Annotated in this window: 16 protein-coding genes; 10 read left to right on the forward strand and 6 right to left on the reverse strand. The window is 40.1% G+C overall.

Annotated features, from left to right (window positions below):
• The first annotated feature begins 102 nt into the window (after nucleotides 1-102).
• Nucleotides 103-513, forward strand: a complete 411-nt coding sequence (locus BLR27_RS07365) for a sensor histidine kinase (RefSeq protein ID WP_090702916.1) — start codon at nucleotides 103-105, stop codon at nucleotides 511-513.
• 2 nt (nucleotides 514-515) lie between these two features.
• On the opposite strand, the gene BLR27_RS07370 is transcribed toward BLR27_RS07365, so the two are convergent.
• The 3 genes from BLR27_RS07370 to BLR27_RS07380 all read right to left on the reverse strand — a co-directional run bounded on the left by BLR27_RS07370 (nucleotide 516) and on the right by BLR27_RS07380 (nucleotide 2,829).
• Nucleotides 516-1,745, reverse strand: coding sequence for an MFS transporter (locus BLR27_RS07370; RefSeq protein WP_090702920.1), 1,230 nt, complete (start codon nucleotides 1,743-1,745; stop codon nucleotides 516-518).
• Nucleotides 1,746-1,810: 65 nt separating this feature from the next.
• Nucleotides 1,811-2,338, reverse strand: coding sequence for a hypothetical protein (locus BLR27_RS07375; protein WP_176767633.1), 528 nt, complete (start codon nucleotides 2,336-2,338; stop codon nucleotides 1,811-1,813).
• A gap of 134 nt (nucleotides 2,339-2,472) precedes the next feature.
• Nucleotides 2,473-2,829 carry a hypothetical protein gene (locus tag BLR27_RS07380; protein ID WP_090702924.1) on the reverse strand — a complete coding sequence of 119 codons (357 nt, stop codon included), beginning with the start codon at nucleotides 2,827-2,829 and terminating at the stop codon, nucleotides 2,473-2,475.
• Nucleotides 2,830-2,977: 148 nt separating this feature from the next.
• Between BLR27_RS07380 and BLR27_RS07385 the strand changes: the two genes are divergently transcribed.
• The 5 genes from BLR27_RS07385 to BLR27_RS07405 all read left to right on the forward strand — a co-directional run bounded on the left by BLR27_RS07385 (nucleotide 2,978) and on the right by BLR27_RS07405 (nucleotide 8,067).
• Nucleotides 2,978-3,781: a tRNA pseudouridine synthase A gene (locus BLR27_RS07385; RefSeq protein ID WP_090702928.1), complete on the forward strand. Its 804-nt coding sequence runs from the start codon at nucleotides 2,978-2,980 to the stop codon at nucleotides 3,779-3,781.
• Nucleotides 3,782-4,026: 245 nt separating this feature from the next.
• On the forward strand, nucleotides 4,027-5,184 hold the full coding sequence (locus BLR27_RS07390) for a threonine aldolase family protein (RefSeq protein WP_090702931.1): 1,158 nt from the start codon (nucleotides 4,027-4,029) through the stop codon (nucleotides 5,182-5,184).
• 126 nt (nucleotides 5,185-5,310) lie between these two features.
• Complete coding sequence (locus tag BLR27_RS07395; protein WP_090702934.1) at nucleotides 5,311-6,327, forward strand: alpha/beta hydrolase family protein; 1,017 nt, start codon at nucleotides 5,311-5,313, stop codon at nucleotides 6,325-6,327.
• Nucleotides 6,328-6,452: 125 nt separating this feature from the next.
• Entirely contained in the window at nucleotides 6,453-7,295 is an 843-nt protein-coding gene (locus tag BLR27_RS07400) for a DUF2911 domain-containing protein (protein ID WP_245704467.1), read from the forward strand.
• 94 nt (nucleotides 7,296-7,389) lie between these two features.
• The gene (locus BLR27_RS07405) at nucleotides 7,390-8,067 is read left to right on the forward strand and encodes an MCP four helix bundle domain-containing protein (RefSeq protein WP_090702938.1); all 678 of its coding nucleotides are present in this window, start codon (nucleotides 7,390-7,392) and stop codon (nucleotides 8,065-8,067) included.
• Nucleotides 8,068-8,093: 26 nt separating this feature from the next.
• Here the strand turns inward: BLR27_RS07405 and BLR27_RS07410 are convergent, their stop codons facing one another.
• The 3 genes from BLR27_RS07410 to BLR27_RS07420 all read right to left on the reverse strand — a co-directional run bounded on the left by BLR27_RS07410 (nucleotide 8,094) and on the right by BLR27_RS07420 (nucleotide 9,433).
• Nucleotides 8,094-8,291, reverse strand: a complete 198-nt coding sequence (locus tag BLR27_RS07410) for a hypothetical protein (protein WP_090702942.1) — start codon at nucleotides 8,289-8,291, stop codon at nucleotides 8,094-8,096.
• 36 nt (nucleotides 8,292-8,327) lie between these two features.
• Nucleotides 8,328-8,786, reverse strand: coding sequence for a hypothetical protein (locus BLR27_RS07415; protein WP_090702946.1), 459 nt, complete (start codon nucleotides 8,784-8,786; stop codon nucleotides 8,328-8,330).
• A gap of 182 nt (nucleotides 8,787-8,968) precedes the next feature.
• A complete protein-coding gene (locus BLR27_RS07420; protein WP_090702950.1) occupies nucleotides 8,969-9,433 on the reverse strand; it encodes a response regulator in 465 nt (154 codons plus the stop codon).
• Nucleotides 9,434-9,581: 148 nt separating this feature from the next.
• On the opposite strand from BLR27_RS07420, the gene BLR27_RS07425 reads away from it, so the two are divergent.
• The 4 genes from BLR27_RS07425 (at nucleotide 9,582) to BLR27_RS07440 (ending at nucleotide 16,052) form a co-directional block, all read left to right on the forward strand.
• On the forward strand, nucleotides 9,582-10,391 hold the full coding sequence (locus BLR27_RS07425) for a hypothetical protein (protein WP_090702955.1): 810 nt from the start codon (nucleotides 9,582-9,584) through the stop codon (nucleotides 10,389-10,391).
• A 68-nt stretch (nucleotides 10,392-10,459) separates the two neighbouring features.
• Nucleotides 10,460-12,772 carry an Rv1355c family protein gene (locus BLR27_RS07430; protein ID WP_090702963.1) on the forward strand — a complete coding sequence of 771 codons (2,313 nt, stop codon included), beginning with the start codon at nucleotides 10,460-10,462 and terminating at the stop codon, nucleotides 12,770-12,772.
• Between the two features lie 40 nt (nucleotides 12,773-12,812).
• Complete coding sequence (locus BLR27_RS07435; RefSeq protein WP_245704468.1) at nucleotides 12,813-14,960, forward strand: sensor histidine kinase; 2,148 nt, start codon at nucleotides 12,813-12,815, stop codon at nucleotides 14,958-14,960.
• Complete coding sequence (locus BLR27_RS07440) at nucleotides 14,961-16,052, forward strand: hybrid sensor histidine kinase/response regulator (RefSeq protein WP_245704469.1); 1,092 nt, start codon at nucleotides 14,961-14,963, stop codon at nucleotides 16,050-16,052.
• Nucleotide 16,053: the final 1 nt, after the last annotated feature.

Genomic DNA, 16,053 nt, shown 5'->3' on the forward strand with positions numbered 1-16,053 from the left:
ATTGCCCGTCTGCAAAAAGAAGCAGAAAAAATGGGTTGCACTTTACATATAAAAGTTGCTTGAAAATCAATAAGTTATAATCAATGTCATTATAAGATTAAAATGAATGAGTCTATCATTGTTTTGGCGGATAAAGATATGCTACAACTTGTGATTAGAAATCTGCTCAACAATGCGGTTAAATTTACCGCGGTGGGAGGAAAGATCAGTATCCGTTCTACAGTCGAAAATAACAATTGCATCATTACCGTCACCGATAATGGACGTGGAATTCCATATGATATGCAGGCCGATCTTTTTTCAATGAAGGTGAAATCAACCTATGGTACCAGGAATGAGAAGGGCGTAGGTCTGGGGCTGGCACTTTGTAAAGAATTTGCCGAGATCCAGAATGGTAAAATCTGGTTTGAAAGTGTTCCCGGAAAAGGTACAACTTTCTATATCAGCATGGTATTATCATCCATTATTCAGGTTGATTATCCAAAGAACTTCGTTAATTCAACACTTAATTAATCTTAATTTTTCCCAATATTCGGAAGAAAAGCTGTGATCAACCCGATCAACGGAAGATAAGCACAGATCTGATAGACGTACTCTATACTAGTCCGGTCAGCAAGTCCACCTAAAAGAGCGGATCCAACTCCGGCCATACCAAAAGCATAACCAAAGAACAGTCCGGAGATCGTTCCAACCTTTCCCGGAAAAAGCTCCTGCGCATATACCAGAATAGCAGAAAAAGCAGAAGCCAGAATCACACCGATCGGAATGGTCAAAATTACTGTCCAGAAAAGATTCATATGAGGTAAGAGGATAGAAAATGGTGCAACACCCAGAATTGAACCCCAAATTACATATTTACGTCCTATCCTATCACCTAATGGTCCCCCGATTATAGTACCTGCCGCAACGGCAAATAGAAAAATGAAAAGATATACCTGAGAATCCTGTACGGAAACACCAAACTTATGAATAGTATAAAAAGTATAATAGCTGGTCATACTGGCCAGGTAAATGTATTTGGAAAAGATCAATACCAGCAAAATGCTAACAGAGAAGATCACTTTTCTTTTAGGCAGGTTATGAACAGCATGATGTTCCGTACCCGGTCTGCTTGCCTTTATTCTGACCTTACGTTTGTACCATTTCCCTACATTAAACAGAATGAAGATTGCCAGAAGTGCAAGTGCAGAAAACCAGACAATATTAGATTGGCCGTAAGGTACAATGATGAGCGCTGCCAGTAAAGGGCCAATAGAGCTACCGAAATTTCCGCCGAGCTGAAAAACAGATTGAGCCATACCGCGCCTTCCGCCTGAAGCCATATGTGCAACACGTGATGCCTCCGGATGAAAAATAGATGAACCAATTCCCACTAAAGCCACAGAGAATATCAGGAACTCAAAACTGGGTGCAGCAGACAACATTACCAGGCCAACCAGAGTAAAGGCCATGCCAACCGCCAATGAGTAAGGCTGTGGTTTACGATCGGTATAAAAGCCAACAAAAGGCTGAAACAAGGACGCAGCAAGCTGAAATGTCAATGTGATCAGACCTATCTGAGCAAAGTTAAGGCTGAAAGAATCCTTAACAATTGGATATATCGCGGGAATGATCGATTGTAAGGTATCATTTAGCAGATGTGATAAACTGATTGCAATCAGAATCGGGTAAACGGTCTTTCCGGCCTTACTCGTACTGCTTCTTAGTTTTAAGCCTGTAGGTTGCTCAATGACCTGCTTATTCATTACTCATTTTCCTTGCTGTAAATATCCGTTCAATAAATTAAAAAAGCGAGGAAAATAACAATATTTCAGACCGGTCCCCTGGCATGACAGATCTCCCTCAATTGCCACACCGCCTTATTTTTGTCAGCAGCATCACCTATCCGGATGATATCACATAATGCCAGCAACTTGTAAAGAAGCCTATCCTTCCGCACAGCCTTGCTTACCGTGGGATATAAAGGCAGAATACTTTGTCCCCTTTCCTTTCCAAACTCATCAGCCCATACCAGTTTTTCTTCTGAAGAAAAACTCAGATATAGAGACGATTCTGAATGCGCGGTAAACAAACCCTGCATTACCGGACCAAGTTGTGCAGGGAAAACATAAGGGAGGCCATATTCCAGAAACTTTAGAAATGCCTCCTTATTGACAACTCTCGTTGCCGGATCTATTAGCCGGGCAATTGCCGAACGATTCAGAGATTCACTGATCTCAGATCCACTAATAAAAAGTTTCGAGGAAAGATCCTTAATACGAATCTCCTGATCCGCATCGATGATAAGTTTTAAAAGAATTACAATATCCTGTGGGCGCATGCCCTTATGCTCTTTCATGGAAGAAAGATACGCATTTTCACTTATTTCGCAATTCGCGAAAAGCTTTTTTACACTTTTATTCTTTGATTCTCCCTCGGCACTGCGGACTTGATCCGCATTAGTCACTGCGGGCTTGATCCGCACCGCAGCTACTACAACGGCGCTCCCACCTGCAGATCACATCTATGACCAGGCTGACCATGAGCTGGATTAACCTTCAAACCGGCTGGAGCAGGCTGTTGAGGAACAACCGCCTGTGGCGCAGCAGCAGGAACCTGAGCACCGGCAGCATTTGTTAACGGGGCACCCACAGCAAGATCACAACGATGGCCCGGAAGACCATGTGCCGGATTTAATTTAGGTGCTTCACCCGTAGCATCAGCAGGCATTGGTGGAATTCCCTGACTAGAAACAGCAGGTTGGGCAGCCTCATTTCTTTCGCTCATCATTACTCCGATGATACTGGCACCAGCCAATACTATTGCTCCAACTATTACGATAGTTCTCATAAATTACATTGCTTAAAACACACTTTAATATTAGAAAGCGGAATACAAAAATACATATTATTTGAATATTAAGACTCTGGTACCTTTGAGATATAGAAGCGGAATTGAAAATTCATTATTAGCTTAGCAAAATAATACAAAAAAGGCATTGAGATACTTCGTTCACATTGGCTATAAAGGAACAAACTATTTCGGCTGGCAAAGGCAGCCGGACAAGCTAAGTGTACAAGAAATTCTTGAAGATAACCTCAGCAAGATCTTTAAAATACCGATCACAATTTTCGGTTGCGGACGCACCGATGCCGGGGTACATGCCAGCCAGTATTTCTTCCACATGGATATCGAAAAACCATGGAACTTCGATCTATTCTTTCGCCTCAACCGGATTCTTCCGGACGATATAGCCCTGTTTGATATCATCCCTGTGGAGGGCCAACCCCATGCACGTTATGATGCAATTCAAAGGTCGTATGACTTTTTTATTCACACCTACAAAGACCCGTTTTTAAGTCAGAGCAGCTCGCTCTATCTGCGTAAAAGTTTTGATCTGCATGAAATGAAAAAAGCAGTCGATCTTCTCCCAAAGTACGAGGATTACCGGGCCTTTTGTAAATCGCCCGATAAAAATGAACATACCATTTGCCGGGTATCTTCTGCAGGTTTGTACACAAACATTGGTGGCGACAGGATCCGGTTTCAAATTTCTTCCAACCGCTTTCTGGGGCGTATGATACGGATTATCGTTCGTAAGCTTATCGAAATTGGCGATGGTACGCTGAGCGTGGATGAATTCGAAAGTCACCTGATCTCAAGAAACATTCCATCCAAAATATTGCCGGCACATCCCCAGGGATTATTCCTTTCAAAAGTTAGCTACCCCTTTCTGGACATTGAGCCAAAAGCAAAATTCCCTGCTACAGAGGATTCTGAATATTGGAATAAGGTGGTTTAAAATGGTTTAAAATTTATACTATTTCATTAAACCTCTGAGCCAATCCTGATTAGGAATTTTCAATCCCATTCCTCATATTTAATATACTCAATGGTTCATCCCAAAAGCAGCACTAAACGTTCTATCTTTTAATACTGAAACGATTAACAATATTGAACAAGTTTAGTGGAACTTATTGGATTTGATCAGCAGGGAACATGATCCGGATTTTTTACCTGATCTTTCATTAATTAAAATTTAAACCAATGCACAGAAGAGATTTTGTAAAACTAGGCAGTGTCATAGCTGCATCAGCCAGTCAACTAGACGTTTATGGCGGAGAAATTCCACAAAAAACGGCAACTATTGCCGGTAAAACTGTTGATTTTGTAAATGATGGTGTGCCTTTGAGTCCGAAAGAGTATGGCGAACTTTTAATGAAACTTGCTGACGAAGGAAAGATCAAAACCGATTTTTATTCAAACGGCGGGGTAGTTGAAGAACTGGAAAACAGGTTTGCTAAACTGATGGGTAAAGAATCTTCAGTTTTCATGCCTACTGGTACCCTGGCTAACCACATGGCATTGCGCCGCCTGGCTGGAAATAATCGCCGGGTAATTCTTCAGGAGCAAAGCCATATCTATCAGGATACGGGCGATGGTTGTCAAACCCTGAGTGCATTGAACCTTATTCCCCTCGGACTGAATACCACAGAAATGACCCTGGCTGAGATTGAAGAAGTTGTCAGTAAAACAGCAAAAGGAAGGGTTGCCTTAAAGGTTGGAGTTATCTGTATTGAGAGTCCGGTACGCAGGCAGCAGGACCAAATGTTTGCTTTTGAAAACATGAAAGCCATTACGAATTACGCCAAAGCAAATGATATTAAAACCCATCTGGATGGAGCAAGGCTTTTTGTACAATCGGCTCATACCGGAATTGATCCTGCCACATACGGAACAATGTTCGATACCTCATTCACATCCATCTGCAAATGCTTTAATGCAGCAAGCGGAGCTGTTCTGGCAGGTTCAAAAGAATTTACACACGATCTTTTCCATGAGCGCAGAATGTTCGGTGCAGGTATTCCCGCTGTCTGGCCATTTGCCGCAGTAGCCCTGCATTATGTTGATTCATGGATCGAGGAATATAAAAATGCCTGGCAAAAAGCGGAGTATCTATTCACTGAAATTCAGAAAGATGAAAGATGCAAAATTGTCAAATATAATAATGGTTCACACATCGTACACCTCGACCTGAAAAACATTGACAAGAAACGCTTTTCGGATGCACTGGCAAAAAGAAACATCCGCCTATCTGCTCCTGATGCAACCGGCTTTAACTTAAAAGTGAACATCTCTATGAACAGAATGACTGCTCAGGAAATTACAGGTAGTTTTAAGGAAGCGATGAAGGAGGTGGGGTAAGTTTGCCCCCCCGCTGGTGCACACACATCACGCGTTCCTTAACCAAATACGACTTCCAATTGCCGAAAGAACGGTAAACTCTGGGAAGCTTATATAATAACAGATTTGCAAACCAATAGATCTAACATGAAAAAACCTGTTTCATACATCCTGATCTTAATCCTCGGTCTTGCCACCGGTATCTTTATCAGCCAGAATGAAACGATATGGAATACCCTGAAAAAGCCATTCTCTAATACCTTCACCCGCTTTGATGATACCAGCCAAACCAATTGGGATCCTGATTTTAAGGTCGTAGATATTAAATCTACCCTTGATAATTCTTTACAAAAAGCCTATTTCTATAAATCAAATTCTACTTCGCCAAAGCCCCTGGTTGTGAGTCTGCATACCTGGAGCGGTAATTATGAGCAGAAGGATGAACTGGCGGCACTCAGCAAAACAAAAGATCTGAACTATATCCATCCCGATTTCAGGGGGGTAAACTGGACAAAAGACGCCTGTTGCAGTGATCTGGCTTTGGGTGATATCGATGATGCCATTGACTATGCCATTAAAAATTCCAATGTGGATCTTTCGCGGATCTATGTCATCGGAGTGAGCGGTGGCGGCTATGCTACTTTGGCAACTTTCATGAAATCAAGACATTTGATCAGGCGTTTTTCTGCCTGGGTTCCCATATCTGACCTGCCTGCCTGGTATGCACAAAGTAAGATCGTGGGAGCCAAATATGCTGAGAACATCATGGACTGTACCAGTTCAAAAGACAGTCTCAACATGGATATTGCAATAAAGAAATCGCCTATCTACTGGAACACCCCCGTAGAAAAGCTGAACACCTCAGAGCTTAATATTTATGCCGGCGTTTATGATGGAATTCAGGGCAGTGTACCGATTACTCATTCCATCAATTTTTATAATAAAGTATTAAAAGATAAGCTGGTAAGTGATAGTTCCATTTATGTAAGCGATTCCGAGAAACTAAATTTGCTGGAATACAGAAAAGCCCTGGGCGACTTCGGCATTATTGCCGGCAGAAAGGTGTTTTTGAAAAAACAATCCGGCAATTTAAGCCTGACCATTTTTGAGGGAAATCATGAAATGCTGACAGAATATGCTTTCAATGAACTGATTAAGGAATAATCAAAAATCATGAATTCCGGACAGATGAAGATGCCTGCCGGAATTATGTTTTTACATTTAATACACAAATAACTATCAATAATCCAATATATTCGGGGTTTGAAAATTTAAACTATTTAAATCACATGAAGAAAATATCCATACTATTTACGACAGCTCTCATTGGTCTGGTTTGCCTGAATGCCTCTGCGCAACTTAAAATGCCTCAGTCAAGCAGCTCCCAAACCCTTATTCAGGAGTTCGGACTTGGAAAAGTTACCGTCAAATATTCGCGACCAAATATCAAAGGAAGAAGTTTAGAAAAGGACCTGGCACCTTACGGAGAAGTATGGCGCACCGGTGCGAATGATGCAACCGTCATCACATTTACAGATGCGGTCACCCTGGATGGAAATCCGGTAGCAGCAGGCGAATATGCACTTTTCACTATTCCCGGTAAGGATGAATGGACCATTATTTTGAACAAAGAAACCAAACAATGGGGCTCCTACCAGTATAAGCAATCAGAAGATGTATTACGCTTTAAAGTAAAGACAGTTAAACTGAATGACAGATTGGAAACTTTCAGCATCAATTTTAGTGATGTAATGCCTTCAAGTGCAAATCTTGATCTTTTATGGTCGAATACCCGGGTAACAGTAAAAATGACAACAGATGTCGACACTAAAGTAATGGCCAGTATTAATGAAGCCATGAAATCTGAGAAACCACCGTTTTATCCGGCAGCTGTTTACTATTATGAGAATGGCAAAGACCTGAAAAAAGCATTGGAATGGATCAGTATTGCTGAAGCCGGAGATCAGAAAGCACCATGGTTCAAATACCAGAAAGCTCGTATTCAATTAAAATCAGGTGATAAGGCAGGAGCAGCACAAACTGCCAAAGCCGGAGTTGAAGCCGCCAAAGCCATGAATAATGCAGAATATATCCGTCTGAATGAAAAAATACTTGCTGAAGCAAGCCGCTAAAATTATTTTAAATTATTTTGAGATAAAGCCTTCGAAATGAAGGCTTTATCTTTATATATAGAAGCTGATTTTTAACCTGCTAAAACATTAAATTATGAAATGGGCCTTCGCAATACAACGTAAGATCCGTCTGGCCATTGCACTGGCGGTTATGATGTTACTAGTTATTTTATTTAGCCTGTTGGAAAGCTATAATGTGAGCAGGATCTCTAAATCATTCAATTCGATCTATGAAGACAGACTTATACCTGCTGTTGATCTGTATTCTATTTCAGGCCATATTCAAACCAAACGCAATAAGCTGGTCTCTTTCCTGTTCACGGATAATTTAAGTACAGAAGAGATCAGGATTGTACTCGCTTCAGAAAATAAACAGCTGGATACCCTGATAAGTAAATACGAAAACACGTATCTGGTTAAGGCCGAAACCAACCATCTTCAAAACCTGAAAAAAAATCTAAAAACATTTGAGCGCGATGAATTGCTCCTGATCAATGCGGCAACAGAAAGTAAGCAATTCGCAATTAATCTCTATCTGAATACTACCGTAAAATTATATGATGAGATCGATAGAGATCTGATCGAACTAACCCGGGTTCAATGTGAGATCGGAAAAGAATTACTGGCAGAATCTGTGAAAAGTCAGTCGAGCTCCAGCTTTATCTCCCAATTGCAGATCATTGTAGCGATCATTCTGGGCCTGATCATCATGATCCTGATCATTACCGATAAACAGGTGGTATTAAAACAGGAAAAATATAACCTGAATTGATCCGGGAATGGTTTGATGCTTGCAGTTTAATAAATTACAACATAACCTGCCTCTTCAATGGCAATGATGATATCAATTTTGGGAAGGTCGTCTTCACAGGTAATTGCAGCCTTTCCGCTTTCGGTTATGATATTGTAAATTCCCAGTTTTTTCAGTGACCTGCTTAGCTCCTGTTGCTTGTATAAGCGGGTCATTGTAGGGATTTCAAAATGTAATGTTTTCATGTATTTAAGATATACGTGTTTTAACCTGCCTGTGATTTATTTTACAAAATTCTGAACCAGAGCATGCTGATTAAAAGGAGCCTTATCATCCTGAACAACCGGAATACTGTCATCCTGAACATAATGACGGGCAGGAACCGGTACAAGGGCATATTTTGCATTGATATTTTCCAGACCTTCCGGAACTTCAGTTGTTTCTTCTTCCCAGACCTTAGCAGGAACCGGTACCGTTGACATTAATAATTCAATTGGGGCAGCTTCATCCGGATTACCCAATACAAATTCAGCTACAGGAACCAATGCAGTTTTTGCTTTGATGAATTTTAGGTTTTCAGGCACTTCTATATCATTCAACTCCCAATTTCGTGGAGACAAGGGAACTAAAGATCCGATAAAATTATTTCTGTAATCATTCGGTTTTCCTGAATATGCATAGGATTCAGTATTCATAAACAGAACTAATAATGCGATGAGGGTATGTACTATTGTTTTCATAATATTTTTCTTTTTTTCTTCAAATGTAGAGTGCAGGCATGAGGTCTTAAATACCTATTAGGCAGATAAGCCATTAAACTCGGTGAAAAAGGGAAAAATGTCGGTGAAAATAGATTTCAGGATTTTCTGGCAGAAGATCTTAATAAATAGGGAGTAGAATTGCGAAAAGGAGGATCGGATGATCAGGAAAGCAATTTCTGACGAAGAAGAAATTCAAGCTGGTCATTAGAAAGAGCCAGTTTATCATTCATTTCTTTGATCTCTTTATTTGCTTTATAAACCTCGAATGCCTTTTTGATTGTCTCATCAAGCTCCTGCTCATTCCATGGTTTACTAAGGTAATGGAAAATTTTACCCTTATTTACCGCATCGATCACAGCATTCATATCTGCATAACCGGTCAATAAGATCCTGACAGGGTCAGGATACTTTTCAATGACCTTCTCCAGAAACTCAATACCGGTCATATTAGGCATCCGCTGGTCCGTAATGATAATTTCTACGGGCTTGGTTTCCAGAATTTTCATTGCTGCATCAGCACTGGAGGCAATAATTACATTATATTTGAGCCTGAAAGTAGCCTTAAAAGAGACGAGGTTATTTTCCTCATCATCTACATAAAGTATATCTATCTTCTTTTCAGACATTATTGAACTAGTGGTTTTTGGTAAAATTAACAATATTTAGTCAATTTAATTATTTTACAAGTAAATTACCCTGCAAAAGTTTTTCAAAAAACAGCCCCTAAGTAACTATACTAATATTCAGGACTCTAATACTGCGTATTCATAAACAATGGAAATTCAATTTAACAATGGTAATCCGGTAGTCAGGTTAAGAGCATTCAGAGCGGTTGACGATCCCAACTCATGTGAATTGTTTATTGAAGGCCACAAACGAGTACTTACAAGCATTGGTGTAGAAAAGGTAACCTCATCAAATAATGAATGGATGTACAACCCTGCCGCATTTGTGATGATTGTTGAATCACTTGATAAACAACATATTTACGGTGGAGCGCGTATTCACGTAGCTGGTGGAACCGAACCCCTGCCCATCGAACAAGCAACAGGAATTCTTGATCCGGCGATCTATGATCTGGTATGGGATTTTGCACAAAAAGGTACAGGAGAAGGTTGCGGATTATGGAATTCACGTGAGATCGCCGGTTATGGTATCGGAAGTATATTTCTTACCCGTGTAGGCGTGGCCATGTCAACTCAAATCGGGCTTGATTCCTTATTCGGGCTTTGCGCTCCCTACACCGTCAAAATGGCTCAGAGCGTGGGCTATGAGATTGAATACGGGATAGGGAACAACGGCACTTTTTATTATCCAAAACTAGATCTGGTTGCTACAGTTCTGATTCTAAGGGACCTGAAAAATCTGAGTGCTGCTGATGATGAAAATAAATTAGCTATTCAATCTCTGAGAGATAATTTACAGGGTGTACGTATCGAAGAACTTCGAAATAAAAAAATTGAGATACATTATGACATTGAGATACCAAATATGGAACAATGGGACCTTAAAGCGACCATAGCGAATGCAAAAAAACTTTCGTCTACCGGAAAAATTGATGAACGTAACATCAATTTATTCTAAATTACAGCATATTAACAGGCCTGATTGGCAAAAAATACACAGCATTTCAAAACTTATAAACTACCCCTATGAGTAACAGGCTTTCTGAGCTGATCAAAGCATCCGGGCAAATGCAGCTTGTTTATAAACCAGTATTTCTGCGGATTAGCGATCCTTCTGAGAAATCAGCTCTTGAACAACTTATTGAAAATCATGTTATATTCTTTCATGATGAAATTTACGGACAGTTACAGGAACTGGTGAAAATGCGAAGCCCGGCAGTTCGCATCAAAAAAGATGAATACCCTGAACTTATAAAAAAACATTTGGCAGGCAGAGATATAAATGCCTATGGAGTTTGGGTCTATTATCCATGGAGCCGCCGACTGGTTCACATGCTGGATGAAGATGAGTTTATCCAGGTAAGAACCAATCGCAATCAATATAAGATCACTGCCAAAGAAAAGGAAACCCTTAGCACAAAACGAATTGGCATCATCGGCCTTTCTGTAGGGCAGTCAATTGCCCTCACTCTGGCAATGGAGAGAGGTTTTGGTGAACTTCGACTAACGGATTTCGATACCCTCGAGTTAAGTAACCTGAACCGGATACGCTCCGGCGTTCATAATCTGGGAGTCCCCAAAGTAGTTATTACTGCCAGAGAAATAGCAGAAATGGATCCTTTTCTGAAAGTAACCTGTTTTTTTAGCGGGCTAACTGAAGAAAATATGGATGATTTCTATTGCGGCAATGGAAAATTAGACTTGCTGGTTGATGAATGTGACAGTCTGGATGTGAAAATACTTTCGCGCTTTAAGGCAAGAGAGCTAGGAATTCCGGTAATTATGGATACCAGTGACCGGGGAATGCTGGATGTAGAACGTTTTGACCTTGAGCCAAACCGTCCGCTGCTCCATGGAACTATTGAAAATATTGATCCTCAAAATATTAAGGGATTAAGTACTGAAGATAAAATACCCGTAATGCTGCAAATGCTTGGAGTGGAGAATATCTCTCTCAGAGCAAAAGCATCGATGATAGAGGTAGAGCAAACAATCAATACATGGCCACAGCTGGCCAGTTCCGTCGCTTTGGGAGGTGCTGTAGGTGCAGATGTTTGCAGAAGGATCCTGCTTGATCAATATCATGAATCCGGTCGTTATTATATCGATCTGGAGGAACTGGTTGGGGATAAAAACACTGTGGAGGATTTACCGGTATCAAGGATTAACCCCTTCAATCCGCTATCTGCAGAAGATATGAAGCAAATAGCTTCAAAAGTAAAAATTGAGTCGGGCGCAGACGATATCTATCCCGATAGGGACAGCATAAACAGTATGGTTGCTGCCGCGGCTGCGGCTCCTTCAACAGGAAATGATCAGCCATGGAAATGGTTGAGTAAAAATGGAACCCTATATCTGTTTCATGATGAGTACCGTTCCCATTCTTTTGGTGATTTTCAAAAAACTGCATCATTCATCACTTTTGGAGCAGCTTACGAGAATCTTTATATACACGCGCTGAAACTAGGAATTGAACCATATTATCATTTCTTTCGGGATAGCACATCAGAAAAGCTGGTAGCTGCGATCCGCTTCAAAAGATTAGTAAAAAATCCTCTGACCGAGATTCTTTTGCCTTTGGATAAAGCTATCTACAGACGCCATACCAACCGCATCATGGCGCCTAAAACAATAATTTCTGAGGATATTTACTCAAGATTGGGAATGATCGCTGAATCTGTTCCGGGTGCTAAGTTCAAGTGCTTCACAGATGAGAAAGACCTCAGGGCAATTGCAATGATCATAGGAGCCTGCGATCGCATGCGTTTGCTGCATCCTGAAGGACATTATGATTTTGTACACAGGGAAATGCGCTGGACATCTGAAGATGCTGAGAAAACACTGGATGGAATTGATATAAAAACGCTTGCCCTTGGAAATTCACTAATGGCAGCAATGAGTGTCATAAAAAGCGAAAAGGTGATCAACTCTGTGAAAGAACTTGGAGGTGGCAATGCTTTAGGCATGCTGGCCATGCGCACAGTATCCACAGCTTCAGCATTATGCATGATCAGCCTGCCGGGTTATGAACTCAAAAACTTCTTTGAAGGTGGTCGCTCAATGGAAAGATTATGGCTTGAGGCAACGAACCTTAATCTGGCAATCCACCCCTTAATTTCTCCTCTCTACCTTTTTTCGCGTATTTTGCACGGAAAAGGGGAAGGGCTTGATGAAAAGAATGTCAAAGAGCTTCAGTTCCTGAGAGAGCAATTCAATAAAATTACCGGATCAGGAAATACAGATGCAGAAGTATTTCTGACTAAAATAGCCATTGCCGAAGAGCCGGTTCTGAAAGCTCACCGTTTGCCAGTTAAGGATATACTTGTATTCGAAGAATAGATTAGATTAATAATATGCTTTCAGATTTTAAATATTGGGAATGAAAATGTTTAAGTATATCCTGATCATTTTTTCGCTGATCTGCTCATTGTCGGCTTCTGCGCAGGGGCCAGTTATTTTTAAGGGTCAAAATCTGGTAATTGGAAATCAAGTATCCATTCTGGAAGATGAAACAAACAATTTGAGTCTGAAAGAAGTTGCAGACTCTGATGCTTTTGTACAATCGACAGTTCCTATTCCCAATCTGCAATTAAGCCACTCAGATTTCTGGATCAAATTCAGTATCAGGAATGAAAGTGATCAGGAAAAGCTAATTCTGGCACTGGAATACCCCATGCTCAGTATTTGTGAATTTTATTCAATTAGTGATGGAAAAGTAAATAGCTTAAGCTATAACGACAATTTTTCTAAGCGCAAATACAAAAATCAGAATTTTCTCTTTGATATTGACCTGGCAAAGGGCGCCACTGAAACCTATTATCTCCGGGTAAAGAGTTCTGAACAAATGGTATTACCATTGATCATTGGAACACCCAAGCTAATGGCCGAAAGATTGTCGGGGAATGACCTAGTATGGGGAATGTTTATAGGATTGATCCTGGTAATGGTGGTCTATAATTTATTCATCTATATCTCTGTAAAAGACGCCAGTTATCTCTACTATGTTGCATACAGTTTACTCATTGGGCTTACTCAGGTAACTTTGAGCGGATATACTTACCGTTTCATTTTATTTGATTATCCTGCCTTGAATCATATGGGCATTATCATTTTCCCAGGACTTGCGGGAATTATAGGTAATCTGTTCATGATGAACTTTCTGCAGACCAGGGAAAATACTCCAAAGCTTCATAAAGCCATCTATGTTTCAATATTGATCTATAGCACTGCTGTCGTGCTGCGTTTAATGGGCTTTGATCAGGCGAGTTACAGAACCATCGATATTGCAGCTATCACTACAGTGCTGATCACCTTTACAGTAACCATTTCCCTCTCATTAAAAGGTTACAGACCCGCAATACTATTCCTCCTGGCATTTTCCATGTTCTTTACAGGCCTGCTATTATTTGTTTTGCGAAACCTCGGAATAGTACCTTATAATGATCTGACGAATTATACTAAAGAAGGTGGCATAGCTCTTGACGTAGTACTCCTGGCATTTGCACTTGCAGATAAGATCAATACTTTCAAGAGAGAGAAAGAAAAATCACAGGAAGAGACCTTAGTAGCTTTACAGGAAAATGATAGGATAGTTCGTGAACAAAATGTATTTCTTGAAACTAAAGTTAATGAACGTACACTGGAACTAATTGATGCAAATAATGAAATTAGTCAGACCCTGGTCGAACTAAAAGAGGCTCAGGGACAGTTAGTTGAGGCAGAAAAGATGGCATCACTAGGGCAACTGACTGCAGGAATTGCACATGAGATCAATAACCCAATCAACTTTGTTACTTCCAATATCATGCCTCTTAACCGGGATGTAGATATATTAATAGACTTTATTCAGGAGATGGAAAAAATAGGCCTTTCTGACCTTCCTGCAGAAGAGAAGAAAAGACAAATAGAAGAACAAAAAGAAGAACTTGATTATGATTATCTGAAGATGGAGATATCACAATTGCTCAAGGGTATTCATGAAGGTGCTTCAAGAACTTCAGAGATCGTGAAAGGTTTAAGAGTATTCTCACGTTTGGATGAAGATGATCTGAAAAAGGCAGATATGAACGGCGGACTGGATTCAACACTGATCGTTATAAATAATTTATTAAGCAATAAAATATCCCTGGAAAAGGAATATGGAGACATTCCAATGATCGATTGTTATCCAGGGAAACTGAACCAGGTATTTTTAAATATCCTTTCGAATGCAATATTCGCGATCAACAAAAAATTTGGCGATAATTCGGGAGGTGTTCTTAAGATTAGTACGAGCAGCAATGAAAAAAGTGTGTTTGTTAAAATAGAAGATAATGGAATAGGTATGGATGAGATTACGAAGAAAAAGATCTTCGAGCCATTCTTTACCACGAAAGACGTGGGCGAAGGTACCGGCCTGGGAATGTCAATTGCATATAACACGATCAGAAGGCATCAGGGGGAAATACAGGTTATCAGCACACCGGGTCTCGGCACTGAATTTATACTGGAATTACCAATAATACTGAACATTACAGAAGATATTTAAGTGGAAAAACAAGAGAAAATAAAAATACTTTACGTTGATGATGAGATCAATAACCTGACTGGTTTCAAAGCCTCATTCAGGATGAGCTACAACATCATGATCGCCGTAAATGCAACTGATGCTTTGGAGCATCTGAACTCTCATCCGGATATCAGAGTGATTTTCTGTGATCAGCGTATGCCCGGAAAAACAGGCGTCCAGTTTTTTGAAGAGATCAGAAGCCGCTATCCTAAACCAATAAGGATCCTGCTTACGGGTTACACTGATATTGACTCGGTGATCGACTCCATAAACCTGGGTAATATCTTCAGATATGTTAAAAAACCATGGAATGACGGTGATATTCTGGCAGCCATCAATGAAGCCAATAAATTCTATGTTTCCAACTCACTGCTTGCTGTAAAAAATGAGGAGTTACAGAGAGCATATAATGAGCTCGATAAATTTTCATACAGTGTAACTCATGATATGAGAGGGCCTTTATTAAGTATATTGGGCGCGATTGAGGCTGCACAGGATGTAGACGATATCTCTGAGATAAGGAAAATGCTGAAGTTGATGAAGAACTCTGTACTCAACCTGGACGATTTCATTCAAAGTATTCATGATTATTATAATTTGAACAGGGGAGAACTTGAAATAAAGCAAATTGACTTTAAAGAATTAGTTGATGAGCAAACCAGAATATTTAATTTCACCTACCTGGTAAGTGATGTACGGTTTAAAACAACTATTAGTCAGAGAGAAGTGTTCCGTGGGGATGAATTATCAATAAAACTTATTCTGAACAATTTACTTTCAAATGCGTTTAAGTACCAGAGGAAAGAAAATAAAACTAAATTTGTAGACCTTAATATCCTCGTAGAGAATGGTTTAGCTGTAATTCGGGTTGAAGATAATGGTGTAGGCATTGCCGAAAATTACCTGGGAGATATCTTTAATATGTTCTTCAGGGCAAGTTCACAGGAAGTAGGTTCAGGATTTGGACTATATAATGTAAAAGCTGCGGTAACTAAACTAAATGGAAAAATAACTGTAGATTCAGTAGTAAATAAGGGTACCACGTTTAAAGTAACAATACAGAATAAGTAAG

The organism is Daejeonella rubra (assembly GCF_900103545.1).
In the GTDB taxonomy this organism is placed as follows: Bacteria; Bacteroidota; Bacteroidia; order Sphingobacteriales; family Sphingobacteriaceae; genus Daejeonella; species Daejeonella rubra.

Bases quoted from the DNA above. Each gene is read 5' to 3' on its own strand.
- BLR27_RS07365 (WP_090702916.1), top strand. From the start codon at position 103: ATGAATGAGTCTATCATTGTTTTGGCGGATAAAGATATGCTACAACTT.
- BLR27_RS07370 (WP_090702920.1), bottom strand. From the start codon at position 1,745: ATGAATAAGCAGGTCATTGAGCAACCTACAGGCTTAAAACTAAGAAGC.
- BLR27_RS07375 (WP_176767633.1), bottom strand. From the start codon at position 2,338: ATGAAAGAGCATAAGGGCATGCGCCCACAGGATATTGTAATTCTTTTA.
- BLR27_RS07380 (WP_090702924.1), bottom strand. From the start codon at position 2,829: ATGAGAACTATCGTAATAGTTGGAGCAATAGTATTGGCTGGTGCCAGT.
- BLR27_RS07390 (WP_090702931.1), top strand. From the start codon at position 4,027: ATGCACAGAAGAGATTTTGTAAAACTAGGCAGTGTCATAGCTGCATCA.
- BLR27_RS07395 (WP_090702934.1), top strand. From the start codon at position 5,311: ATGAAAAAACCTGTTTCATACATCCTGATCTTAATCCTCGGTCTTGCC.
- BLR27_RS07400 (WP_245704467.1), top strand. From the start codon at position 6,453: ATGAAGAAAATATCCATACTATTTACGACAGCTCTCATTGGTCTGGTT.
- BLR27_RS07405 (WP_090702938.1), top strand. From the start codon at position 7,390: ATGAAATGGGCCTTCGCAATACAACGTAAGATCCGTCTGGCCATTGCA.
- BLR27_RS07410 (WP_090702942.1), bottom strand. From the start codon at position 8,291: ATGAAAACATTACATTTTGAAATCCCTACAATGACCCGCTTATACAAG.
- BLR27_RS07415 (WP_090702946.1), bottom strand. From the start codon at position 8,786: ATGAAAACAATAGTACATACCCTCATCGCATTATTAGTTCTGTTTATG.
- BLR27_RS07420 (WP_090702950.1), bottom strand. From the start codon at position 9,433: ATGTCTGAAAAGAAGATAGATATACTTTATGTAGATGATGAGGAAAAT.
- BLR27_RS07425 (WP_090702955.1), top strand. From the start codon at position 9,582: ATGGAAATTCAATTTAACAATGGTAATCCGGTAGTCAGGTTAAGAGCA.
- BLR27_RS07430 (WP_090702963.1), top strand. From the start codon at position 10,460: ATGAGTAACAGGCTTTCTGAGCTGATCAAAGCATCCGGGCAAATGCAG.
- BLR27_RS07435 (WP_245704468.1), top strand. From the start codon at position 12,813: ATGAAAATGTTTAAGTATATCCTGATCATTTTTTCGCTGATCTGCTCA.